Below are 23,122 nucleotides of genomic sequence, written 5' to 3'. Positions count from 1 at the left end.
CGCCGTCATGGGATCAAAGGGGCTTCGCCCCTTTGCGGGTCCAGGGCGGAGCCCTGGCCTTCCTACCCCAACCGCCCCACGTCCACCGTCACCGCGTGGTCGAGCGGCCCGTGGCCGTGACCGAAGCCGGGCGCCCCGGCGAGAGCGGCGCGGACATAGGCGCGGGCGCGGAGGACCGAGTCGCGCAGGGTCAGGCCCTGGGCGAGGCCGGCGGCGATGGCCGAGGCAGTGGTGCAGCCGGTGCCGTGGATGTGCCGGGTCTTGATGCGCGGCGCGGCGAACGCCTCGGTGCCGGCGGCGGCCAGCAGGTCGGTCACGGTGTCGGAGGCGAGATGGCCGCCCTTCAGCAGCACGGCCGGAGCGCCGAGCGCCAGCAGGGACGCGGCGGCGGCGTGCATCTCAGGTTCCGTCGTGATGGTTAAGCCGGTCAGCGCCTCGGCTTCCGGCAGGTTCGGGGTGATCACCGCGGCCATCGGCAGCAGGCGCCGGCGCAGGACCTCCACCGCCTGGGCGGCCAGCAGCGGATGGCCGCCCTTGGCGACCATGACCGGGTCGAGCACCACCGGAATGCCCGGGGCAAAGGCGGTCAATGCGTCGCAGACCGTCTCAATGGTGGTGGCATCGCCGAGCATGCCGATCTTGATGACGTCGGCGCCGACGTCGGACAGCACGACCTCGATCTGCTGGCGGATGAAGGCGGGCGGCACCGGCAGCACGCCGTGCACGCCCAGCGTGTTCTGCGCCGTCAGCGCGGTTATTGCGGTCGCGGCGAACGCGCCGAGCGCGGTGATGGTCTTGATGTCGGCCTGGATTCCGGCGCCGCCGCCGGAATCCGAGCCGGCGATGACCAGGACCCGTCCCTGCATCAGGCCACGGTCTCCTGCGGCCGGGCGGCCCGGGCGACCAGCTCGCACAGCGAGTCCACGACGTCGGCCACCAGATCGGCATCCTCGCCCTCGGCCATCACCCGCACCAGCGGTTCGGTGCCGCTTTCGCGGATCAGCACGCGGCCGGTGCCGTTCAGGCGCGATTCCTGGTCACGGATCGCTGCCTGGACGTGATCGTTCCGCAGCGGCGACGCGCCACTGAACCGGACGTTCTTCAGCCGCTGAGGCAGCGGCGTGAACACCTGGCAGACCTCCGACGCCGGGCGCTGTTTCTGCACCAGCACCGCCAGCACCTGCAGCGCCGCCAGCAGGCCGTCGCCGGTGGTGGCGAAGTCCGTCAGAATCAGGTGGCCGGACTGCTCGCCGCCGACATTCATCCCGTTGGTGCGCATGTGCTCGGCGACGTAGCGGTCGCCAACCTTGGTGCGGTGCAGCGCCAGGCCGAGCGCGCCGAGGTGCCGCTCCAGCCCCAGGTTCGACATCACCGTCGCGGCGATGCCGCCGCCGCGCAGCGTGCCCGCCTGGTGCCAGGTTTCGGCGATCATGCCCAGGATCTGGTCGCCATCCACCAGTTCCCCATGCTCATCCGCCAGCACCAGCCGATCGGCGTCGCCGTCGAGGGCGATGCCGAGATGGGCGCTGTGCTCCAGCACCTGGGCGCAGATGTATTCCGGCACGGTGGAGCCGCAGCCCCTATTGATATTGAAGCCGTCCGGCGTGACGCCGGCGGGGATGACGGTGGCGCCGAGTTCCCACAGCACCGACGGCGCGACCTTGTAGGCGGCGCCGTTGGCGCAATCGACGACGATGCGCATGCCATCCAGGCGCAACCCGCGCGGGAAGCTGGCCTTCGCCGCCTCGATATAGCGCCCGGCCGCGTCCTCGAGCCGGGAGGCGCGGCCCAGCCGGTGCGGCTCGGCCAGCCTGTTGCAGATGCTGCTGTCCATCAGCGCCTCGATCTGGCACTCCATCGCGTCCGACAGCTTGTTGCCGTCGGGACCGAACAGCTTGATGCCGTTGTCCTCATACGGATTGTGCGACGCCGAGATCATCACGCCCAGATCGGCCCGCAGCGAGCGCGTCAGCATCGCCACGCCGGGAGTCGGCAGCGGGCCGAGCAGGGTGACGTCCATGCCGGCGCCGATGAAGCCGGCGGTCAGCGCGGGCTCGATCATGTAGCCGGACAGCCTGGTGTCCTTGCCGATGACGACGCGATGGCGATGCTCGCCGCGGGTGAACAGCAGGCCGGCCGCCTGCCCCAGCCGCAGGGCGATCCCTGCTGTCATGGGCTCCGCGTTCGCCTTGCCCCTGATGCCGTCAGTCCCAAACAGCCGCCGAGTCTTCGTCATGTCGAACCTGTTGTTCCGCTGCATTGCAATTGCGACACCATACCACGTGGACGAAAGCTGAACCGCGCGTTATCGGCATAACGCATGCCATACGCGAAGGGCCTGTACGGTTTCACGAACATCGTGTACGCGAAAGATTGTGGCGCCGTGCAGCGCGGCAAAGATCGCAGCGGCGATGGATCCGCCCAGCCGCCGGGCTGCCTCGGGCTCGCCGGACAAGGCGCCGATGAAGGCCTTGCGGGAGACGCCGACGAGCACCGGATAGCCGAGGCCGGCGAAGACCGCCAGATCGCGCAGGATCGCTTGGGACTGCGCCGCCTGCTTGGCGAAGCCGATACCCGGGTCGATGGCGATATTGTCCCGGGCGATTCCCACGGCCTCGGCCGCCGCCACCCGCGCCAGCAACTCGTCACGAACCTCGGGCACGACGTTGGCATAAGTCGCCAGGCTGTTCATCGTCGCCGGGACGCCGCGCATGTGCATCACGACGATCGAACAGCCATAGGCCGCGACCGTGGCGGCGGCGCCCGGGTCGTGCGCCAGCCCCGAGACGTCGTTGATGATCCGCGCGCCGGCATCGAGCGCGGCCCGCATGGTGGCGGCGTTCCGGGTATCCACCGAGACGCATATCCCGGCGCGCGCCAGAGCCTGCACCACCGGCATGACGCGCGCCTGCTCGACCTCCGGCGGAACCGCGCCGGCGCCCGGGCGGGTGCTTTCGCCGCCGACGTCGATGACGTCCGCGCCATCGGCCGCCATCGCCAGGCCGGCCGCGATGGCATCCGCGGGACCGACCCGACCGCCGCCGTCGCTGAAACTGTCGGGCGTGACGTTCAGGATGCCCATCACCCGGGGACGATCAAGCGAGAGGCCGGCCCACTGGCTGGCCGGACGGAGGCTGGCCGGATAGGGGCCGGCGGTGGACGAAGGCATGGCGGCGCCTGTGCTGCGACGGTGTGGCGAAACGAGTGACGCGGGCTTTTATCATCCCGTCACGAGTTCCGTCAGAGGATATGATAGTGGACGGAAACGAGCCGCTGCCACCGGGACGGCGGCGCCGCGGCCGGATGACGCCGCTTCCGCCGCGATTGTTTGTTACTTAACACCATTCGCCGCCCGCCCGTGATAATCCTCGGTTTCCGGTTGGCCGGAGGCAGGCATGGCGCTGATGGGAAAATCGCGGCAGCACGCGGATAAGACGGGGGATTATTGGCCCTCGCCGGTGACGGCTCCCAGCGGGATGGCCGGTGGGGTAGCCAATGGGATGACCAATGGGATGCATCGCGCGATGCCAAGGCACGTGCCTTCCGAATCAGCAATGGCTGCACAGCGACAGATCATACAAAGATTTTCAGCCACTCCGGATAATTCCTGGTGTAGCGTCTCACAATGAGCAAAAACTTCGGAACGAAAACGGCACGCGTTAACCTTTGCTTAAGAACATCTGTGTATTCTGTTTGCCTCGGTGTGGCCAAATTTTCGGCCCATCGCTGGGTCTGGAGGCGCTCATGATGCACCTGACAGCCGCCACACCGCTCGCCACGCCGGGTGAGGCGCAGCGAACCGGCCGCACCGCGCTGACTTGTCGGTTCAGGAAACGCACCCAATATATTCCTCCGCGACCCGCTCCTTTGGTTTTTCGCAGTCCCCGTGCGAATCTTCTTGAGTTCGCCGGCGCGGGCTTTCACTATTCGGTGATTGGTCGCTTAGACGTTGCCAGACGGGCCGCTGGTTCTTCCTTGAATGCGTATCGGCTGCCCGGGATGTGCGGTGCAGTGACTCCAGGTGCGGTTGCACAAGGAAATGATGGACAGTGCCTCAACCCAAGCACGCCAGTTCCGGTTTCGAACCGGCGACAGGACATTTCGATGCGAAGGACTTCAGGAATGGCCGCTCCATGACGGCGGCAGGGCTCGACGCGAAGGTTCCATGATGCGACTCGGCGAAAACATTCCCGCGACGCTACCCACTTACGCTACGATTGCACCCATCTTGCATGCCTGGACGCATGTGACCCCGACGCAGCGTGGCACCACCCTTAACGAAGGAGCGGCCGATGCAGCCGGTCGATGACATTTTCACCGCCTACGCCCGAAGCTTCGAAACGACCCGCGAAGCCGAGATGTCGTTGTCCGAGTACCTGGAAGCCTGCCGCTCGGATCAGATGATGTATGCGACGGCGACCGAGCGGCTGCTCGCGGCCATCGGCGAGCCGGAGATGGTCGATACCTCGAAGGACGCCCGCCTGGGGCGGATCTTCATGAACCGCACCATCCGCGTCTATCCGGCGTTCAATGAATTCTACGGCATGGAAGAGACGATCGAGCGCATCGTCGGCTTCCTGCGCCACGCCGCCCAGGGCCTGGAAGAGCGCAAGCAGATCATGTACCTGCTCGGCCCCGTCGGCGGCGGCAAGTCGTCGTTGGCCGAGCGGCTGAAGGCACTGATGGAGACCTACCCCATCTATGTGCTGAAGGCCGGCGACCAGCTCAGCCCGGTATTCGAAAGCCCGCTCGGCCTGTTCGACCCCGAGCGCATGGGGCCGGTGCTGGAAGACCGCTACAACGTCCCGCGCCGGCGGCTGACCGGGCTGATGAGCCCGTGGTGCATCAAGCGGCTGGATGAGTTCAGCGGCGACATCTCCCGCTTCCGGGTGCAGAAGCTGATGCCGTCGCGGCTGCGCCAGATCGCCGTCGCCAAGACCGAGCCGGGTGACGAGAACAACCAGGACATCTCCTCGCTTGTCGGCAAGGTGGACATCCGCAAGCTTGAGTTGCATGCGCAGAACGACCCGGACGCCTACAGCTACTCCGGCGGCCTGAACCGGGCCAACCAGGGCATGCTCGAGTTCGTCGAGATGTTCAAGGCGCCGATCAAGATGCTGCACCCGCTGCTGACCGCGACGCAGGAAGGCAATTACATCGGTACCGAGAACATCGGCGCGATCCCGTTCTCCGGCATCATCATGGCGCACTCCAACGAGTCGGAGTGGCAGAGCTTCAAGAACAACAAGAACAACGAAGCCTTCATCGACCGCATCTACGTCATCAAGGTGCCGTACTGCCTGCGCGTGACGGAAGAGCAGAAGATCTACGAGAAACTGGTCTCCCGCTCCGAGCTCGCGGCCGCGCCCTGCGCGCCGGCGACGCTGGAGATGCTGGCGCGGTTCTCGGTGCTGAGCCGGCTGCGGCGGCACGAGAACTCCACCATCTTCGCCAAGATGCGGGTCTATGATGGCGAGAGCCTGAAGGAGACCGATCCGCGCGCCCGCAGCCTGCAGGAGTACAAGGACACGGCCGGGGTCGAGGAAGGCATGGATGGCGCCTCCACCCGCTTCGCCTTCAAGGTGCTGGCGGCGACGTTCAACCACGACACGACCGAGATCGCAGCGGATCCGGTGCATCTGATGTATGTGCTCGAGCAGGCGATCCGGCGCGAGCAGATGCCGCAGGATACCGAGAAGCGCTACCTGGAGTTCATCAAGGGCGAGCTCGCGCCGCGTTACGCCGAATTCATCGGCAATGAGATCCAGAAGGCCTACCTCGAGTCCTACCACGACTATGGCCAGAACCTGTTTGACCGCTATGTGTCATACGCCGACGCCTGGATCGAGGACATCGACTTCAAGGATGCCGATACGGGCCAGTTGCTGAACCGGGAACTGCTCAATCAGGAGTTGACCAAGATTGAGAAGCCGGCGGGCATTGCCAACCCGAAAGACTTCCGTAACGAGGTGGTGAAGTTCTGCCTGCGTGCCCGGGCGAACAACAACGGAAAGAATCCGTCGTGGACGAGTTATGAGAAGATCCGCGACGTGATCGAACGGCGTATGTTCAGCCAGGTTGAGGAGTTGCTGCCCGTCATCAGCTTCGGCTCGAAGAAGGACAGTGAGACTGAAAAGAAACACACCGAGTTCGTCGAGCGCATGACCGCCCGCGGTTACACGGAACGGCAGGTCAGACGTCTCGTAGAGTGGTATATGCGTGTGAAGCAGGCGGGCTGATTAAGTCCGCCCAGGCTGAAAGGTGTCACAGGCACATTATGCACATTGTCGACCGCCGCCTGAACCCGAGTGGGAAAAATCTGTCAAACCGGCAACGCTTCATGCGGCGTGCCAAATCGCAGATCCGCAAGGCCGTGCATGAAAGCGCGGGGAGCCGCAGCATCAAGGACGCCGACGAAGGCGGCGAGGTGGTGCTGCCCGCGCAGGGTGTCCATGAGCCGTCGTTCCGGCGCGGCAGCGGCGGCGGCATCCGCGACTACCTGCTGCCCGGCAACAAGGAATACATCGCTGGCGATACGATCCAGCGGCCGCCGAGCGGCGGCGGCGGCGGCGGATCGGAAGGCAGCCCGGATGGCGAGGGCGAGGACGATTTCCGCTTCGCCCTGTCGCGGGATGAATTCGTCGACCTGTTCCTGGAGGACCTCGAGCTTCCCGACCTTGCCAAGCGGAAGGTCGTGAATGCCGAGGCGATGGTCTGGCACCGGGCCGGCTACTCGGTGACCGGCTCGCCCGCCAACCTCGCGCTCAACCGCACGGTGCGGAACAGCCTTTCCCGCCGCATCGCGCTGCGCCGTCCCAAGCCCGACGAACTGCAGGCGCTGCGCGACGAAATCGAGGAACTGAACGACGGCAGCGATGAGGAACGCCGCATCCGGCTGGAGGCGGAGCTTGCGCGCAAGGTACGCCGCATCGGGTTGATCCCCTACATCGATCCGCTGGACGTGCGCTACAAGCGGTTCGACCCGCAGCCCAGGCCAGTGGCGCAGGCGGTTATGTTCTGCCTGATGGACGTCTCCGGCTCGATGACCGAGCACATGAAGGACCTCGCCAAGCGGTTCTACGTGCTGCTGTACATCTTCCTCAAGCGCCGGTACAAGAACGTGGACGTGGTGTTCATCCGCCACACCCACCAGGCGTCGGAAGTTGACGAGGATACCTTCTTCAACAGCCCGGAAACCGGCGGCACTGTCGTGTCCACGGCGCTGGAGGAGATGCAGCGCGTCATCAAGGACCGCTACAACCCGGACAGCTGGAACATCTACGCGGCGCAGGCGTCCGACGGCGACAACACCGCGAGCGACAACGACAAGACCGCCGCGCTGCTGACCAAGGTGCTGCTGCCCTGCTGCCAGTACTATGCCTACCTGGAGGTCGGCCGCGATTCCGAGCACTTCCCGCCGGGCTTTATCCGCCGGGACAGCGACCTGTGGCAGACCTACTCGACCATCATCCGCAATGGCGCACCGATGGCAATGCGCAAGGTCGGGCATCGCCGGGACATCTATCCGGTGTTCCGCGAGCTGTTCGCCAAGAAGCAAGGAGCGGAGGCCCACGCCGAATGAGCACCACGCTGATCAAGGCCGAGCGCCCGTTGTTCGAAGGCGCCGATTGGGAGTTCAGTACCATCCAGCGCTGCCATGACGCGATCGAAAAGGTCGCGCTGGGCGAGATGGGGCTGGATGTGTACACCAACCAGATCGAGGTCATCGGCACCGAGCAGATGCTGGATGCCTATTCCTCCATCGGCATGCCGCTGTTCTACAAGCACTGGTCATTCGGCAAGCACTTTGCCCGCAATGAGGCCATGTATCGCGCCGGCATGCAGGGCTTGGCGTACGAGATCGTCATCAACTCGAACCCGTGCATCAGTTACATCATGGAGGAAAACACCGCCACGATGCAGACGCTGGTGATTGCGCACGCGGCGTTCGGGCACAATCATTTCTTCAAGAACAACTATCTGTTCCAGCAGTGGACCGATGCCAATGGCATCCTGGACTACCTGGAATTCGCCCGCGACTACATCATGTCGTGCGAGCAGCGCTACGGCGAGGCCGCGGTCGAGCGGCTGCTGGACGCCGCGCACGCGCTGATGAGCCAGGCGGTGCACAAGTATCCGCGCAAGCGGACAAACGACCTGCGCTCGGAAGAAAAGCGCGAACGCGAGCGCCGCGAGCACGACGAAAAGGTGTTCAACGACCTGTGGCGCACGGTGCCGGGGAAGGACAACACCCGCAGCAACCCGACGGCCGAGGAACAGCGCAAGGCGCTGCTGCAACTGCCGCAGGAAAACCTCCTGTACTTCATGGAGAAGACCGCGCCCCGGCTGCAGCCCTGGCAGCGGGAGGTGCTGCGCATTGTTCGTATCATTGCACAGTATTTCTACCCGCAGTCGCAGACCAAGGTGATGAACGAGGGCTGCGCCACCTACACGCACTACCAGATCATGAACCGGCTGCACGCCAAGGGGCAGCTCACCGACGGCGCGATGGTGGAGTTCCTGCAGTCCCACACCAATGTGGTGTTCCAGCCGGATTTCGACGACCGCCGGTATTCCGGGCTGAATCCGTATGCGCTCGGCTTCTCGATGATGCAGGACATCGAGCGCATCTGCACCGAGCCAACCGAGGAAGACGAGCAGTGGTTCCCCCACATCGCCGGTTGCAACGACCCGATGAACGTACTGCGCGACGTCTGGGCGAACTACCGGGACGAGAGCTTCATCCTGCAGTACCTCAGCCCGCGGCTGGTGCGGAAGTTCGGTTTGTTCCACGTGCTGGATGATTCGAACGAGCCGAACCTGCGGGTCGAGGCGATCCATGACGAGCGTGGCTACCGCAAGATCAAGCAGGCGCTGGCTCGGCAGTATGACGTGGCGTGGAATTCGACCGACATCCAGGTGGTGGACGTCAACCTCGCCGGCGATCGGCGGCTGATCCTGCACCATCGCGCGCTGAACCGCATCCTGCTCGACGAGAAAGACGCGCGGATGGTGATGCAGCACTTGGCCGATCTGTGGGGCTATGACGTGCTGCTGAAGGAGATCGATCCGGCGACCGATGCGGTGCTGAAGGAACACGCCGCCTCGCCGCGGCCGGGGATCGTGAAGATCGAGACGAGCTAGGGCTGGGCGAGGGTCGTTTCCCCACGCGTATCAGGATAGGGCGACGGTTGGGGAAGGATTTGGTGCCTGGTCCGTTGCCTCACCGTCATGGCCGGGCGTGTCCCGGCCATCTGCGCACAGGCGGTTGGGGGTGGATGGCCGGGACTACGCCCGGCCATGACGTAGGGGCAATGGACCCGCCGAACCTCCGACCGGATCCCGTTTGGCCTACAACTCCGCCTGGGTGACGAACTTGGAATTCAGGTAGGCCTCGATCGCCTCCGACCCGCCTTCCGAGCCATAGCCCGAATCCCTCACGCCACCGAACGGCGTCTCCGGCAGCGCCAGGCCGTGGTGGTTGATCGACATCATGCCCGCCTCGACGGCCGCGGCGATCGCATTGGCGGTCTTGGCCGAGCGGGTATAGGCGTAGGATGCCAGGCCATACGGCAGGCGGTTCGCTTCCGCCACGGCATCCTCGAAGCCGCGGAACGGCGAGATCAGCGCCAGCGGGCCGAACGGCTCCTCGTTCATCACCCGCGCTTCCGTCGGCACGTCGGTCAGCACCGTCGGCTCGAAGAAGTTGCCCTTGTTGCCGATGCGGTTGCCGCCGGTGCGGATCGTCGCGCCCTTCTGCTGCGCGTCGCCGATGAAGGTCTCCATCGCGGCCACGCGGCGGGTGTTGGCCAGCGGCCCCATGGTGACGCCGCTTTCCAGGCCGCTGCCGATCTTCAACGCCTTGCTGTGGGCGACGAAGCCATCGACGAATTGCTCATAGACGCTCTCCTGCACCAGCATCCGCGTCGGCGAGGCGCAGACCTGCCCGGCGTTGCGGTACTTCGCCGCGGCCACCAGCTTCGCGGCCTTGGCGATGTCGGCGTCATCGAAGACGATGACCGGCGCATGGCCACCCAGCTCCATGGTCACCCGCTTCATGTGGGCGCCTGCCAGTGCCGCCAACTGCTTGCCGACGGCGGTCGAGCCGGTGAACGAGATCTTCCGGATCGTCGGATGCGGGATCAGGTATTCGGAGATCTCCGCCGGCACGCCATAGACCAGGTTCATCACCCCCGCCGGCACCCCGGCATCGGCGAAGGCGCGGATCAGCTCGGCCGGCGAGGCGGGGGTTTCCTCCGGCGCCTTGACGATGATCGAGCACCCGGCGGCGAGCGCGCCAGACAGCTTGCGCACCACCTGGTTGATCGGGAAATTCCACGGCGTGAACGCGGCGACCGGCCCCACCGGCTCCTTGACGACAAACTGGTAGACGCCTTCGGCGCGCGACGGGATCACGCGGCCGTAGGTGCGGCGGGCTTCCTCGGCGAACCAGTCGATCACGTCGGCAGCCGCCAGCACTTCCCCTTTTGCTTCCGGCAGGGGCTTGCCCTGCTCCATGGTCAGCAGTTCGGCGACGGCGTCGGCGCGGCCGCGCAGAATGTCGGCGGCCTTGCGCATCACCTTGGAGCGATCGAATGCGGACACCTTGCGCCAGGTGCGGAACCCCTTCTCGGCCGCTTCCAGGGCATGGTCCAGATCGGCTCGCTCGGCATGGGCAACGCTGCCGATCCGGTCGCCGGTGGCGGGATTGACGACGTCGATGGTGCGGCCCGACGCGGCCTTGGTCCAGGCGCCGTCGATGAAAAGCGAAACGTCCGTATACATGTTTCCTGTCCTTCGAAAGGTCTTGCGGAGATGGCGCCCGATGCCGGGGCATTCAACCGGGGGTCCTGCCGCCGTATCCATTGGCGCACGACGCAGCCATGCCTTTCCTCGCACCTGGTACGCCGCTTGCCAAGTCCCGCCGGCCGGAGGGAGCCGATCTTGCAATGCCGGCGATACGGTGCTTGAAGCGCGACGGCCATCCAACCCTTTCCTGGTCAGGCAGGTTTTGATGCTGAATCTTTGTTCACGCCCCATGGCGTTGCTTGCTGCCGCTCTGATCCTCGCGTCGATGCTGCCCGCCGGCGCAGCCACGCCCGCGGCCGAGGCCGGGGGCATACAGGTCGAGCATCCCTGGGCTCGCGCCTCGGCGGGTCCCGCCACGAACGGCGCGGTGTACCTGACGCTGAAAGGCGGCGCACGGCCTGATTCCCTGACCGGCGCGAGCACGCCTGTCGCCGCGTCCGCCGATTTGCATGTGAGCATGAGCGAGCAGGGGATCATGACGATGCGGCCCGTGCGTGCGGTGCCAGTGCCGCCGCACGCCGCCATGACCCTCGCGCCGGGCGGCTACCACATCATGCTGATGGGATTGAAGCAGCCGCTGGTGGCGAACCAGACCTTTCCGCTGACCCTGACCTTCGCCCATGCCGCGCCGATGACCGTGGACGTGCAGGTGCTGCCTCTCAACCATGCGATGCCGATGTCCGGGCACCACGGGATGTGATGCGGGTGGTCTTAAAGGGAGAGACGAGTCCATTGCCTCTCGGCCATGGCCGGGCGTGTCCCGGCCATGACGATAGGGAGATGACCTCCCCCGTTTCCGACGCTGTCAGCGCTTCTGCGGACGAACCCGGCCATGACGGTGGGGAAACGCTCCCGGCCGCTGGGCAAGCGGCTCATCACGCGGCTGCTTGATATCAAGCGGCGCCGTCCTGCTCCCGGTCCAGGATGTCAACGGTCCGGCGATACAGCGCCAGGGCGCGGTCGGGCGAGGAACCGACGCAGACAACGCCCAGCTTGCCGAACTCGGACAAGGCGCCAATCAGGTGGAACACCACCCCTTCCTGCGTGGTGCCGTCGTAATGCAGCCCGTTCAGCACGGCGATATCCACCAGATCCGCCGGCGTCAGGCCCCGGTAGCGTGGCGACTCCAGGTTGTCCGAGGCGTAGTAGAAGCGCGGCTGTCCCGGCGGCGTGCGGAACAGGCCGCTGGCGGGATCGTAGCGGCCGCCGGTCAGGAACTGCAGCATCAGGAACGGATGCGTCGTGCCGCCCTTGCGCAGGTTGATTTCGATGCCGTAGTTGCGCCACACATTGCCCTCACGCACCGAGACGAAATCGACGCCGAAGCGCCCCAGCACGCCGCGCCCGGCCAGCAGGCGGGCGACCTTGGCGCCCTCGGTCTGGATCGCCAGCCGGTACGCTTCGTCCGCCGGGAAGGCACAGCCCAGGTAAACCTGCCCGCCAGGACCGCCCAACACCTGATCGTGGGTCGACACGTACTCGATCTCGCCGAACGGGTCGATGCGGAACTGGACCGAGGGTGAGCGCTTCTCCTCGCCCGCCACGAACGCCTCGACGATCGCGCCCATCTCCCGCGCCTTTCCCAGGTAGGTGTCCCAGGTCATGCCGCGCGCCTCGAACGCAAGCTGTGGCAGGCGTGCGGCGATCCAGGCGTCCAGGGCTGATCCAGTGGGCGCGCCGTCGAAGCGGAACAGCGCGTTGCCCTCGCCCGAGAACCCGTCGTTCAGCTTGACCACCGCACGCCGCAGACCGGGATCGCGGGATTTCAACGCAGCCAGGCCGGCGGCGATGCCGGTTTCGTCCGTCAGGTCCTCGATCCCATCCGGCATCGGCACGCCGGCCTCGCGCATGATCTGCCGCCCGCCGCTCTTCGAGCCGAACTTCTGCAGCGCCGGATCGCAGCCGTAGATCGGGATGCCAAGCCGCACCGCGAGGCTGCGCTCCAGCCCGGACACCACATAGGCGGCGATGTGGGCGGCGGCCGGATCGCCGATGGCGTCGCGCAGACGGGCCATCAGGCGCGGGCGCTCCAGCAGTTTCGCCGTCAGCGGCCGGGGGCTGCCGTCGAAGCAGGACAGCAGGGTCAGGCGATTGCGGGCGTGCTGCGCCGGGACGCCCTGCAGCAGGTGCAGGTAGTAGTCGATGATCGCTTCCGGTATCGGCTGGCTGGTCAGGTAGATCAGCCTTGTGCGCGGCAGCCGCAGCAGCATCAGCATGCCGAGCATCCGCTCCTCGTAATGATGCGCTCCGGCGATCTTGGCGATGACGTCCTGGTCGATGCTCAGGCTGGGCACCACCACCACCGTCCGCGGCGCGGTGCGATCCGGGAAGACAGTGCGGAACTGGACCGGCAGTTTGGCCTGGAGATGCTTGAAGATCAGGCACTCCTCGGCCGAGCCCGGGACGACGTTGCTGGTCAGGCCGATCATGCGGGGTTCTCCCCAGGCGCGGTTTCAGTCGCTTCGGCGGCGCCAACCGCGAACCCGCGCCGACTGGTGACTGTCGGGCGACAGCGCAACGATGGAATTGATCCAGGTCAAGGCCGGTTGCCGGCGGACCATCGCCTCCGTGGTTTTTTGCGCTGTCCCGTTGGCTGCTGCGGGCACGGTCCTGCGTGGTTCGGACAATGCCGGCGGGATTGGGCCGTCGCCAGCCTGCCCTTGGCCGCCTGGACGCCACAACCGCAAGCGCGTGCAACCGCAAATTCTTCACAACGCGAGCGGTTCGATCCGTCCGAGGACCTGCTAACCTGCACGGCATGGCCGTCTCGCACGATACAACCGTCTATCAGGAAGCCCTCGTCGTCCTTGGCGCCGCGGGCGTCGTCATCCCGCTGTTCCACCGCCTGCGCCTGAGCCCGGTGCTCGGTTTCATGCTCGTCGGCGCCGTGGTCGGCCCGTTTGGCCTGGCCTCGCTGGCGCCCGGCCTGCCGTGGCTGGCGGCAATCACCATCAGCAACCCCGATTCGATGCAGCCGATCGCCGAACTCGGCGTCGCCCTGCTGCTGTTCATGATCGGGTTGGAACTGTCGTTCGAGCGGCTGTGGCTGATGCGCCGGCTGGTGTTCGGACTCGGCTTTCTCCAGGTCGCGCTGTGCGCCTCGCTTCTGACGGCGATCGAGATCGAGCTGGGGCAGGACTGGACCGCAGCCCTGGTCATCGGCCTGGCGCTGGCGATGTCGTCCACCGCCGTGGTGGTCCAGGTGCTGTCCGAGGAAAAGCGGCTGAACTCGCCCACCGGCCGCACCAGCTTCGCCATCCTGCTGTTCCAGGACCTGGCGGTGGTGCCGGTGCTGTTCGCCGTCGGCGCGCTGGACCCGGCGAACCGGGGCAGCGGCAGCGCCGAGCTTGGCATCGCGCTTGGCCGGGCGGCGGTGGCGGTGGCGGTGATCGTCGCCCTCGGGCGGCTGGTGCTGCGCCCACTGTTCCGCAGCGTCGCCCGCACCCGCAGCGCCGAGCTGTTCGTTGCCGCCTGCCTGTTGGTGGTGCTCGCCACCGGCCTGGTCACCTCGGCCGTGGGCCTGTCGATGCCGCTGGGCGCGCTGATTGGCGGGCTGTTACTCGCGGTAACAGAATACCGCCGGCAGGTCGAGGTGACGATCGAGCCGTTCAAGGGCCTGTTCCTGGGCGTGTTCCTGATCTCGGTCGGCATGAGCCTGGATGTCCGCACGGTGGCGGCGCATCCGGCGCTGGTGTTCGACGGCATCGTCGGCGTGGTGGCGCTGAAGCTGCTGGTCATCGCCCCGCTGTCGCGCGCCTTCGGGCTGACCTGGGGCACCAGCCTGCAGACCGGCCTGCTGCTGGGCCCCGGCGGCGAGTTCGGCTTCGTCATCATCGCCGTGGCGCTGAACGCTCACCTGCTGACGCCGGACATCGCCAGCCCGGTGCTGTTCATCACCGCCCTGACGATGGCGACGATCCCCGGCCTGTCGATGCTGGGCAACCGGCTCGCCCCACGGCTGGCGCCGAAGGCCGAGGTGGATTCGGCGCTGCTGCTGCCCGACACGCCGTCGCTGCCGCGGGTGATCATAGCCGGCTTCGGCCGGGTCGGGCAGACGGTCGCCGCGATGCTGGAGATGCACAAGGTGCCGTATGTCGCGATCGACTCCAACGTGGATCGCGTTTCGGCTCAGCGGCGCCAGGGCAAGCCGGTCTATTTCGGCGACATGACGCAGATCGAGTTGTTGCGCCGCGTCCACCTGGATACCGCCCGCGCCCTGGTCGTCACCCTGGACGCCTCCGAACCGGCCGATCGGCTGGTGGCGGCGGCGCGGGCGGAGCGCGGGGACCTGCTGATCGTGGCGCGGGCGAGGGATGCCGCGCATGCGGCGCATCTGTATCGCACCGGCGCCTCGGACGCCGTGCCGGAGACGATCGAGGCCAGCCTGCAGCTGTCCGAGGCGGTGCTGGTGGATGTCGGCGTTCCGATGGGGCCGGTGATCGCCACGATTCACGAGAAACGGGCGGAATTGCAGGCGGCGATCAAGGCGATGGCCCCAGGGGCCGAGGTGCGGCCGCTTGGCCGCAAGCGGCTGCGCGATCGGCTGTAGGGAAGCGCGGATCACCGTCCGCCACGGAGGGGGTCCCTCTGGTGGGAAGGTGCCGTCTTCCTGTGGAATCCGGCTACCGCCGTGACTTTGCGGGCCGCCCCCAACCTGGCATGCGGACCGGTCGTCCTTTCGGGGCCGCCGGGACCACGCGCACGATGCTCGTATTATGTTCCAGCCCGGCGCTAGTACCGCTTGCCGGAAGAGTCGATCCTATTGGACGTGGCGGAGGGTGCTCCGCCGCTTGCCTTGGCCATGGGCCGCAACGACCGGGGGGCTGGGTCTTTGGCGGATGGTGCCAGGGTCATCCGGAACCGTCCGTGCTTGTTCATCCTTCCGTAATTTTCAACACGGAGAAAGCGGAGGACCACAAAGGGCCACGAAGACCGGACCTTGCTGGCGGATCGGGACCTGGCCAGCCGCATGATCGGGCTGGCGCATCGCAGCACCCGCGCTACAGCAGGCCGCAGGTCGCTTGAGACAGGGCGACGGCGCTCCCTCATCGTCATGGCCCGGCTCGTCCGGGCCACCTATCGCGGCACATGTGCTGGAACAGGTGGCCCGGACAAGCCGGGCCATGACGATGAGGACAGGGGGCCTCAGCGTCCCAACCGACCTGCCATCTGCTTGTAGCCTGCTCGGATGCCCACATGCCGCGCGCCTGAAGGCGGGGCCGCACTGCTTCATGGCCTGACTCGTTCACACCCTTCGTGGCCCTTGGTCGTCCTCCGTGTTGAAAATCGGTTGGCGATCCAGGCTTCGCCGCCGCCTTCGACCCACCGGGGACAGTCGCACCGCTTGCCGCAAACGCCCGTTGCCGTTCGGCCCGTCATGGTCCGCAAGGGCTGGAGGAACAGGCGCTGAATTTCCGACGGGCGGTACTAAACCGCGTCCACTTTGAGAACGATGGTTGGGTCGGCCCGCAATCAGGAAACGTTCGCCTTCGCGGCGCCTCAGGTCCGAACCGCCGGACTGTGGTTTTCGAAGTGGACGCGGTTTAGTTATGCGGGTACGCCGATAGTTATATCAAGTAAAGGTTGCAAATCCAAAAATTGTTTGGCACGGTGTCGGGGTCTCCGTTTCACGAGCCTCAATGTCTGGCTTACCCACCACCTTGATCGATCTATATCGCATCGGTGACCTTGCCGGAGCAGCCCTCGTGGCGGTTCGGATCGATATCGATGTGACGGATTTTACCGAGCCGGACGGCAGCATCTGGGTGAAAGGCACACCGAACGGTGGAGCGTCGATGACCTCGGCCCCCTACCGTCTCAGGCGGCCGCAGCCCAGCCGGTGGTGGAGACTGCCAGCGGGCAGCCCCTATCCCGGCATTTTGACCCTACGGCACGATCACGGAAGCCATTGAATGTCTCAGTGTCTGTCCGAGAACTTTCCCTTATCTTCCAATTTGTTACGGGCGGCGCGGTGTCGTTGATCGGCGGAAACCGCCACTACTTTCGGAACTGTTCCGCCACCAACAGCGGGTTAGCCCCCTGATTTCATTGGCTTCCTTCTCGGACAGACACTCAGGTCTCCCCTCATTTTTGGTTACGGGCCAAATTGGACACGGCCAACTGCGCTTGGTCAGCCCAGCCTCGTTGCCTATCAGCTCAAGCAACAACTCGCGTTTACATCGCGCCGTGCCCTGCAACGCGTCAGCACGTCTGTCTTTTCGTTTCAGCCGGTCCGAGCTAACCCACTGAATTCGCCGACTTACTATGAGGGGAGACCTGAGATTGGATGTTCGAACCATGCAAAGATATGCCGCTCGTCGACTATCTTGCCGCCTTGCGATCTGTAAACAATCTGTTTGTTTGAAAAGCCTCTTGTTTGTGAGAGTATGAGATATGGATACGCTATCGCCTACAGCCCGGCGATTTATCGCGTTGGCGCTGACCCAGCAGGGTGACGAGCGTCAAATCGAACAGTGGCACGCCTGGACACTGTCCGGAACGTCCGCCGTGCCGGCTCATCTTGCGCAGATCGCGCGCCGTGCCCTGTCTGGCATGTCAAGAGCCATCGAACAACAGCTGGAGGCTGCTTCCACAAGCAGTACAGCAGCCGCGCAGATGGAAAACGACCTGGGATATATAGCAGACGTCGAAGCTTATCTGGCCGAAACACTGCAGAGGCCAGTGGCAGCCTGCGGCCAGGGCAATGTCGCCCTGACCACGTCGCCTCAGGCAAAAGCCTCAGTATAGCGCATAGTCGCCGGCTGAGATAAATCCACCGGCCGGCCGCCGTCCGCTCAAAGCCATGGGCGGCAGGCATCGCCGCCCAGCGGCATGAGGCCGCCCCCGGCAAAAGCCGGGGGCGCAGCGTCTCGCCGCCTTACGCGGCCTTCGCCATCGTAATCGCGCGCCAGACACGCTCGGGCGTGGCCGGCATGTCGATATGCGTCACGCCGTCGGTGCTCAAGGCGTCGATGATGGCATTGATCACGGCCGGCGGGCTGCCGACGGCACCGGCCTCGCCCGCGCCCTTCACGCCCAGCGGATTGGTGGCGCAGGGAACTTCCAGCAGTTCCACCTCGATATCCGGGAACTCGTTGGCGCGCGGCAGAGCGTAGTCCATCAGGCTGCCGGACAGCAGCTGGCCGGAGTCCGGATCATACACCGTGCGCTCCAGCACCGCCTGGCCGAAGCCCTGGGCGACGCCGCCGGCCACCTGGCCACGCACGATCAGCGGATTGATCGCCTTGCCGACGTCGTCGCAGACGCTGTAGCGGATCAGTTCCACCATCCCGGTTTCCGGATCGACTTCGACCTCGGCCATGTGGCAGCCGTTGGGGAAGGTGTGGGCCGGGATGTCGGCGACCTCGGCCGAATCCAGGATCGTCGCCGGCTTGCCGGCCGCGGCCTTCTTCCGCTGGCTCTCCGCCAGCGACAGGATGTCGATGTCGCGGTCGGTGCCGACGATCGAGAAGCGGCCGTCGGCGAAGGTGATGTCGGCGACGGAGGCTTCCAGTTCCTCGGCCGCCGCCTGCTTGCCCTTGTTGATCACCGACTCCGACGTCTTCAGGATCGCCTGGCCTTCGGAATACAGGCTGCGCGCGCCGCCGGTGCCGCCGCCGACGGGAATGGTGTCGGTGTCGCCCTGAACAATGCGGATCTTGTCGCCGTCGATGCCCAGGTTGTTTGCGGTGAGCTGGACATAAGCCGTCTCGTGCCCCTGTCCGGTGGACTGGGTGCCGACATAGACATCGACACAGCCGTCGTCGGCGAAGCGGATCTCGGCGCGCTCGGTCGGGTCGCCGCCGGTAGCTTCCAGATAGTACGACAGGCCGAGGCCGCGCCGCTTGCCGCGCTTGGCCGCTTCGGCCCGCCGCGCCGGGAAGCCGTCGTAGTCCATGTGCTTCACCGCGGCATCCAGGATGACGCGGAAGTCGCCGCTGTCGTAATCCTTGCCGACGGGCGTGCTGTGCGGCATGGCGCTCGGCGGCACCATGTTGCGGCGGCGCAGTTCAACGCGGTCGATTTTCAGCTCGCGCGCGGCGGCGTCGACCAGGCGCTCGATCAGGTAGTTGCTTTCGGGTCGGCCGGCGCCGCGATAGGCATCGACCGGGACGGTGTTGGTGAACACGCCCAGCACGTTGGCGTAGATCGCCTTGAAGCCGTAGACGCTGGCCAGCACGCTGGTGCCGGCGTAGGTCGGGATGTAGGGCGCGAAGCTGGACAGGTAGGCGCCCATGTTGGCGATGTTGCGGGTGCGCAGCGCCAGGAACTTGCCGTCCTTGTCGATTGCCAGTTCCGCCGAAGTAACGTTGTCCCGGCCCTGGGTGTCGCACAGGAACGCCTCGCCGCGGTCCGCCGCCCACTTCACCGGGCGGCCGAGCTTGCGGGCGGCGAAGCAGGTCAGCACGTGCTCGGCGTACAGGAACAGCTTCATGCCGAAGCCGCCGCCGACGTCGGGGGTGATGACGCGGAACTTGTCCGGCTCGGTGCCGAACACCGGGCCGAGCAGGGCCTTCACGAACCACCCGCCCTGGGTGTTGGCGTACAGCGTCCAGCGGCCGGTGCCGCTGTCGAAATCCGCCACCGCGGCGCGCGCCTCCATCGAATTCACGACAATGCGGTTGTTGACGACGGTCAGCTTCGTCACATGCGCCGCCTTGGCGAATTCCGCGTCGGTCGCCGCCTTGTCGCCGATCTCCCAATCGAAGGCGAGGTTCTGCGCGACGTCGGGCCAGACCTTCGGCGTGGCGTCATCCATGGCGGTGGCGGGATCGACGGCGGCGGGGATGATGTCGTAGTCGACCTCGATCAGTTCCGCCGCGTCGCGCGCCTGCTTCGAGGTTTCGGCGACGACGAACGCCACCGGGTCGCCGACATGGCGCACCATGCCGTCGGCCAGCACCGGATGCGGCGGCGCGGCCTGTGCCGAGCCGTCGCGGTTGGCGACCAGGGCGACGCAGGGCTGCGGGTTGATGCCGTCGGCCTTCATCTCGGCCGCGGTATAGACGCCGGCCACGCCCTGCTGCTTCGCCGCCTGTGTGGTGTCGATCCGGGTGATCTTCGCGGCAGCGTGCGGGCTGCGCAGGACGACTCCGAACAGCATGCCGGGCAGGACGATGTCGTCGGTGTAGCGTCCGGCGCCTTTCAGCAGCCTTGGATCCTCCACCCGGCGGACGGGCTGGGCGAGACCGAATTTCGTGGTGGCCATGGTTCTGGATCTCCCGGCTAGGACGTTTCACTGTTGGACGACAGCATGTACGCAGTCGGCGGTAAAGGCCAGGAGGGATGCCGCATGGCGAAAGCCGGGCCGCGGGTGGTTGTGCTCAGCGCGGGCTTGTCCAGCCTGAAGTTCGCCGGCTGTCCGCCGGCGCGGTGCAGAGCGCAGAAACCAGCGCCCTGCACCTGGACGCGCTGCGCGACCTGAAGCAGGTGAACGCGCATCTGGTTGCCGCGGCGGCCTATCCGGTGCTGGAGACCAAAGGCGAACTGCTGCCCAGCCGGCTGCGCTACAGCAGACCGCAGGTTAGTTGGGACGCAGACGGCCTGTCTTCATCGTCATGGCCCGGCTTGTCCGGGCCACCTATTCCAGCACGTGTGCCGCGACAGGTGGCCCGGACAAGCCGGGCCATGACGAGTGAGGTGCGCCGTCGCCGTGTCTCAACCAACCTGCGGTCTGCTGTAGCGCCGCGCGGCCGGCATGCACGACACCGCCGCGAGGGCCTATCCGGTGATCCGGCCAGGCGTCCGGCCGCGGCGCATGGCGTTGGTTTCCAGCGTAACGGTCCATCCGGACGGCGCCGGCACAGGCGTTGCTATAATGTCATGGTGGGAAGGCCCGCCATGGCGGGAAGAGGCAGCCCGCCTCGCTCCACATGACTTTACGCCAGACGGGCATTCGGGCCATTCGTAATGAGAGAGCAGCAGCCTGCCGCCGTTATCCGGCCGGCTTGCGCGGCCCGCCCATCATCGTCTTGACGTTCATCCGCATGCCGTTGGCCATCACGATGTCTCCCGGCTGCATGTCCGCCGGGCAAGGGCCGGTCCATTTCGCATCCTGGGACACCATAGCGGTGCTGTGACCCATCATCGGCGGGTTGAAGGTCGTGTTGATGTCGCTATGATAGGCCGTGTCGCCGCTGAAGTGAATGACCGCCCGTGTCGTGGTCTGCACGTTGCCCATCCTGCAGACGGAATCCACGGTCACGACGGCGCCGTCGCGCCTGATCGCGTTCTTGCCGCACGCGCCGTTCATGGCGTTGCTGCCCAGGCCCGACATCATGGCGTCGGTCGCCGCGTCGATGCACATGCGCACCTCGTGCGACGGCAGGTCGCCGCCGGGCGAACTGATCGCCACCACCCACAGGCCGGCCCTGTGCTCCGGCAAGGCGCCTGCCAGGGCCGCCGGCGCGGTGGTGAGGCCGGCCAAGGTGGCGGCCAGCGTGGCCAGGACAGCGGGGAACCTCATGCACGATCTCCTGAAATGGCGTCGCGACCAGCGGTGATGCACGGTTGAGCCGGCTAGCACATTCCGGCGCCCGGCGGAACAGTTTCAGGGTCCGATCTTCTGCCGGCGCAGCAGCACTAGCATCAGGGCCATGCCCGGCAGCGCGCCGGCCATGCACACGGTGTAGAACATGGTCCAGCCCAGCGACGCCGCCATGATGCCGGAAACCGCGCCGATGGTGTGGATGGCAAGCTGCGGCACCGACGACAGCAACGCGTACTGCGTCGCGGCGAACTCCCGCGCGCACAGCGCCGACAGGAACGTCAGGAACGCCGCGTCGGCCAGGCCCTGCGCGAACGCCTCGGCGGTGACCGTGGCGTACAGCACGGCGACGTGCCCCGGCGTCAGCGACAATAGTACGTACATCGCCATGGCCACGGTCTGCGCCGTGCCGGTCAGCAGCAGCGCCCGCCCGACGCCGATGCGCGCCACCAGCCAGCCGCCCACGGTGATGCCGACCAGCGTTCCGGTCAGCGAGAACGGGCCGGTGCCGGCGATCGCCCCCAGGTCAAACGTCAGGTGCCGGTAGAACGGCGCGGTCATGATCCCGGCCATCGCCTCGCCCAGCTTGAACAGCGCGACGAAGGCCAGCACCAGCCAGGCGGACGGCCGTGCCAGGAAGGTCCGCACCGGATCGATCACCGCATGCCGCAACCCGCGGCCCGACGCGGGAGCGGATGCATCCTCGCGCCGCGCGGCCAGCGTCACCAGGACTCCGCAGGCGATCAGCGCCGCCACGCCCAGCAGCGCCCGGTGCCACCCGACCGAAGCGGCGGCGGCGATCACGCCGGTGGTGGAAACCAGCATCGCGACGCGGTAGCCCCAGACATAGACCGCCAGCGCCAGGCCCTGGCGCCGTTCGGGGAAGACCTCGATCCGCCAGGCGTCGATGGCGATGTCCTGGGTGGCCGACAGCAGAGCGACGCAGGCCGCGGCCGCGAACGCGGCGGCCGGCGCGGCCGCGGGATCGGACAGCGCCAGCAGCACCCCGGCCAGCCCGAGCAGCGGCTGGACCACCAGCAGCCACCCCCGCCGCCGCCCCAGGCGGCGCAGCGCCCTGATCGGCGGCATCTGGTCGAGCAGTGGCGCCCAGAGGAATTTCAGCGAATAGGCCAGGCCGATCCAGGCGGTCAGCCCGATGATGGCCAGGTCGGTGCCGCTCTTGGCCAGCCAGAGACGGAAGGTGAAGCCGGACAGCGGCAGCGGCAGGCCCGAGACGAAGCCATAGGCCGCCATCGCCAGCAATTGCCTATCGGGGCGCATGGGCGGGATTCTCAGGAAGACCGTGGTCAGGCCGGGACGTTCAGGTCGCCCTTGCCCAGCGATCGCTGCATGGTGACGACGTCGAGCCAGTGGCCGAACTTGATGCCGACGGCCTTCATCGTGCCGACATGGTGGAAGCCCATGCTGGCGTGCACCCCGATGGAGCCGACGTTGTCGGCGTCGCCGATGACCGCGATCATCTGGCGCATGCCCTGCGCCGTCGCCAGCTCGATCAGGTGGGTGACCAGCGCCTTGCCCACGCCCTGGCCGCGCACGTCCTCGCGCACATAGATGCTGTCCTCGACGGTGAAGCGGTAGGCCGAGCGGTCGCGAAACGGCGCGTAGTAGCCGTAGCCCAGGACGCCGGTCGCGTCGGTGGCCACCAGCCACACGTAGCCATGGTCCACGACCTGGCGGAACCGTTCCGCCATCTCCTCGACCGAAGGCGGGGCCTCCTCGAACGTCCCGGTGCCGTGCAGCACATGATAGGCATAGATCGCCTGGATGTCGGGCACATCGACGTCCGTGGCGTTGCGGATATCCATT

At 66.4% G+C, this 23,122-nt stretch carries 15 protein-coding genes; 6 read left to right on the top strand and 9 right to left on the bottom strand.

Annotated elements, in window-relative coordinates; genetic code table 11:
* Window positions 1-62: 62 nt before the first annotated feature.
* The 3 genes from thiD to folP all read right to left on the bottom strand — a co-directional run bounded on the left by thiD (window position 63) and on the right by folP (window position 3,169).
* Window positions 63-866 carry a bifunctional hydroxymethylpyrimidine kinase/phosphomethylpyrimidine kinase gene (thiD, locus tag CCS01_RS24925; RefSeq protein ID WP_104521470.1) on the bottom strand — a complete coding sequence of 268 codons (804 nt, stop codon included), beginning with the start codon at window positions 864-866 and terminating at the stop codon, window positions 63-65.
* A complete protein-coding gene (glmM, locus tag CCS01_RS24920) occupies window positions 866-2,236 on the bottom strand; it encodes a phosphoglucosamine mutase (RefSeq protein WP_104521529.1) in 1,371 nt (456 codons plus the stop codon). The genes thiD and glmM overlap by 1 nt, the downstream gene beginning before the upstream one ends.
* A 69-nt stretch (window positions 2,237-2,305) precedes the next feature.
* Window positions 2,306-3,169, bottom strand: coding sequence for a dihydropteroate synthase (gene folP / locus CCS01_RS24915; RefSeq protein ID WP_104521469.1), 864 nt, complete (start codon window positions 3,167-3,169; stop codon window positions 2,306-2,308).
* A 1,123-nt stretch (window positions 3,170-4,292) separates the two neighbouring features.
* Here folP and CCS01_RS24910 point away from each other — a divergent pair.
* From CCS01_RS24910 to CCS01_RS24900, 3 genes are read left to right on the top strand one after another with little or no spacing between them, the layout of a single operon-like run.
* Entirely contained in the window at window positions 4,293-6,239 is a 1,947-nt protein-coding gene (locus CCS01_RS24910; protein ID WP_104521468.1) for a PrkA family serine protein kinase, read from the top strand.
* Window positions 6,240-6,277: 38 nt separating this feature from the next.
* On the top strand, window positions 6,278-7,582 hold the full coding sequence (locus CCS01_RS24905; RefSeq protein ID WP_104521467.1) for a YeaH/YhbH family protein: 1,305 nt from the start codon (window positions 6,278-6,280) through the stop codon (window positions 7,580-7,582).
* The gene (locus CCS01_RS24900; protein ID WP_104521466.1) at window positions 7,579-9,144 is read left to right on the top strand and encodes a SpoVR family protein; all 1,566 of its coding nucleotides are present in this window, start codon (window positions 7,579-7,581) and stop codon (window positions 9,142-9,144) included. Before CCS01_RS24905 ends, CCS01_RS24900 begins: the two co-directional genes overlap by 4 nt.
* Before the next feature lie 207 nt (window positions 9,145-9,351).
* Here the strand turns inward: CCS01_RS24900 and CCS01_RS24895 are convergent, their stop codons facing one another.
* On the bottom strand, window positions 9,352-10,785 hold the full coding sequence (locus CCS01_RS24895) for an NAD-dependent succinate-semialdehyde dehydrogenase (RefSeq protein ID WP_104521465.1): 1,434 nt from the start codon (window positions 10,783-10,785) through the stop codon (window positions 9,352-9,354).
* 253 nt (window positions 10,786-11,038) lie between these two features.
* On the opposite strand from CCS01_RS24895, the gene CCS01_RS24890 reads away from it, so the two are divergent.
* Window positions 11,039-11,509, top strand: coding sequence for a copper chaperone PCu(A)C (locus CCS01_RS24890; protein ID WP_104521464.1), 471 nt, complete (start codon window positions 11,039-11,041; stop codon window positions 11,507-11,509).
* A 193-nt stretch (window positions 11,510-11,702) separates the two neighbouring features.
* Here the strand turns inward: CCS01_RS24890 and CCS01_RS24885 are convergent, their stop codons facing one another.
* Window positions 11,703-13,238, bottom strand: a complete 1,536-nt coding sequence (locus CCS01_RS24885) for a peptide ligase PGM1-related protein (protein ID WP_158258584.1) — start codon at window positions 13,236-13,238, stop codon at window positions 11,703-11,705.
* A gap of 329 nt (window positions 13,239-13,567) precedes the next feature.
* On the opposite strand from CCS01_RS24885, the gene CCS01_RS24880 reads away from it, so the two are divergent.
* Window positions 13,568-15,358 carry a cation:proton antiporter domain-containing protein gene (locus CCS01_RS24880; RefSeq protein WP_104521463.1) on the top strand — a complete coding sequence of 597 codons (1,791 nt, stop codon included), beginning with the start codon at window positions 13,568-13,570 and terminating at the stop codon, window positions 15,356-15,358.
* Window positions 15,359-17,241: 1,883 nt separating this feature from the next.
* Window positions 17,242-17,556, top strand: coding sequence for a hypothetical protein (locus CCS01_RS33175; RefSeq protein WP_146101951.1), 315 nt, complete (start codon window positions 17,242-17,244; stop codon window positions 17,554-17,556).
* Window positions 17,557-17,686: 130 nt separating this feature from the next.
* On the opposite strand, the gene CCS01_RS24875 is transcribed toward CCS01_RS33175, so the two are convergent.
* The 4 genes from CCS01_RS24875 to CCS01_RS24855 form a co-directional block, all read right to left on the bottom strand.
* The gene (locus tag CCS01_RS24875; protein WP_104521462.1) at window positions 17,687-20,017 is read right to left on the bottom strand and encodes a xanthine dehydrogenase family protein molybdopterin-binding subunit; all 2,331 of its coding nucleotides are present in this window, start codon (window positions 20,015-20,017) and stop codon (window positions 17,687-17,689) included.
* A 726-nt stretch (window positions 20,018-20,743) separates the two neighbouring features.
* On the bottom strand, window positions 20,744-21,274 hold the full coding sequence (locus CCS01_RS24865) for a DUF3617 domain-containing protein (protein WP_104521460.1): 531 nt from the start codon (window positions 21,272-21,274) through the stop codon (window positions 20,744-20,746).
* An 84-nt stretch (window positions 21,275-21,358) separates the two neighbouring features.
* Complete coding sequence (locus tag CCS01_RS24860) at window positions 21,359-22,576, bottom strand: AmpG family muropeptide MFS transporter (protein WP_104521459.1); 1,218 nt, start codon at window positions 22,574-22,576, stop codon at window positions 21,359-21,361.
* A 26-nt stretch (window positions 22,577-22,602) separates the two neighbouring features.
* On the bottom strand, window positions 22,603-23,121 hold the full coding sequence (locus tag CCS01_RS24855; protein WP_104521458.1) for a GNAT family N-acetyltransferase: 519 nt from the start codon (window positions 23,119-23,121) through the stop codon (window positions 22,603-22,605).
* Between the last annotated feature and the right edge of the window lies 1 nt (window position 23,122).

Source organism: Rhodopila globiformis (genome assembly GCF_002937115.1).
GTDB classification, from domain to species: Bacteria; Pseudomonadota; Alphaproteobacteria; order Acetobacterales; family Acetobacteraceae; genus Rhodopila; species Rhodopila globiformis.
Note: the sequence above shows the minus strand (reverse complement) of the source record. Positions and strands in the feature narration are given on the sequence as shown.

Bases quoted from the DNA above. Each gene is read 5' to 3' on its own strand.
- thiD (WP_104521470.1), bottom strand. From the start codon at position 866: ATGCAGGGACGGGTCCTGGTCATCGCCGGCTCGGATTCCGGCGGCGGC.
- glmM (WP_104521529.1), bottom strand. From the start codon at position 2,236: ATGACGAAGACTCGGCGGCTGTTTGGGACTGACGGCATCAGGGGCAAG.
- folP (WP_104521469.1), bottom strand. From the start codon at position 3,169: ATGCCTTCGTCCACCGCCGGCCCCTATCCGGCCAGCCTCCGTCCGGCC.
- CCS01_RS24910 (WP_104521468.1), top strand. From the start codon at position 4,293: ATGCAGCCGGTCGATGACATTTTCACCGCCTACGCCCGAAGCTTCGAA.
- CCS01_RS24905 (WP_104521467.1), top strand. From the start codon at position 6,278: ATGCACATTGTCGACCGCCGCCTGAACCCGAGTGGGAAAAATCTGTCA.
- CCS01_RS24900 (WP_104521466.1), top strand. From the start codon at position 7,579: ATGAGCACCACGCTGATCAAGGCCGAGCGCCCGTTGTTCGAAGGCGCC.
- CCS01_RS24895 (WP_104521465.1), bottom strand. From the start codon at position 10,785: ATGTATACGGACGTTTCGCTTTTCATCGACGGCGCCTGGACCAAGGCC.
- CCS01_RS24890 (WP_104521464.1), top strand. From the start codon at position 11,039: ATGGCGTTGCTTGCTGCCGCTCTGATCCTCGCGTCGATGCTGCCCGCC.
- CCS01_RS24885 (WP_158258584.1), bottom strand. From the start codon at position 13,238: ATGATCGGCCTGACCAGCAACGTCGTCCCGGGCTCGGCCGAGGAGTGC.
- CCS01_RS24880 (WP_104521463.1), top strand. From the start codon at position 13,568: ATGGCCGTCTCGCACGATACAACCGTCTATCAGGAAGCCCTCGTCGTC.
- CCS01_RS24875 (WP_104521462.1), bottom strand. From the start codon at position 20,017: ATGGCCACCACGAAATTCGGTCTCGCCCAGCCCGTCCGCCGGGTGGAG.
- CCS01_RS24865 (WP_104521460.1), bottom strand. From the start codon at position 21,274: ATGAGGTTCCCCGCTGTCCTGGCCACGCTGGCCGCCACCTTGGCCGGC.
- CCS01_RS24860 (WP_104521459.1), bottom strand. From the start codon at position 22,576: ATGCGCCCCGATAGGCAATTGCTGGCGATGGCGGCCTATGGCTTCGTC.
- CCS01_RS24855 (WP_104521458.1), bottom strand. From the start codon at position 23,121: ATGGATATCCGCAACGCCACGGACGTCGATGTGCCCGACATCCAGGCG.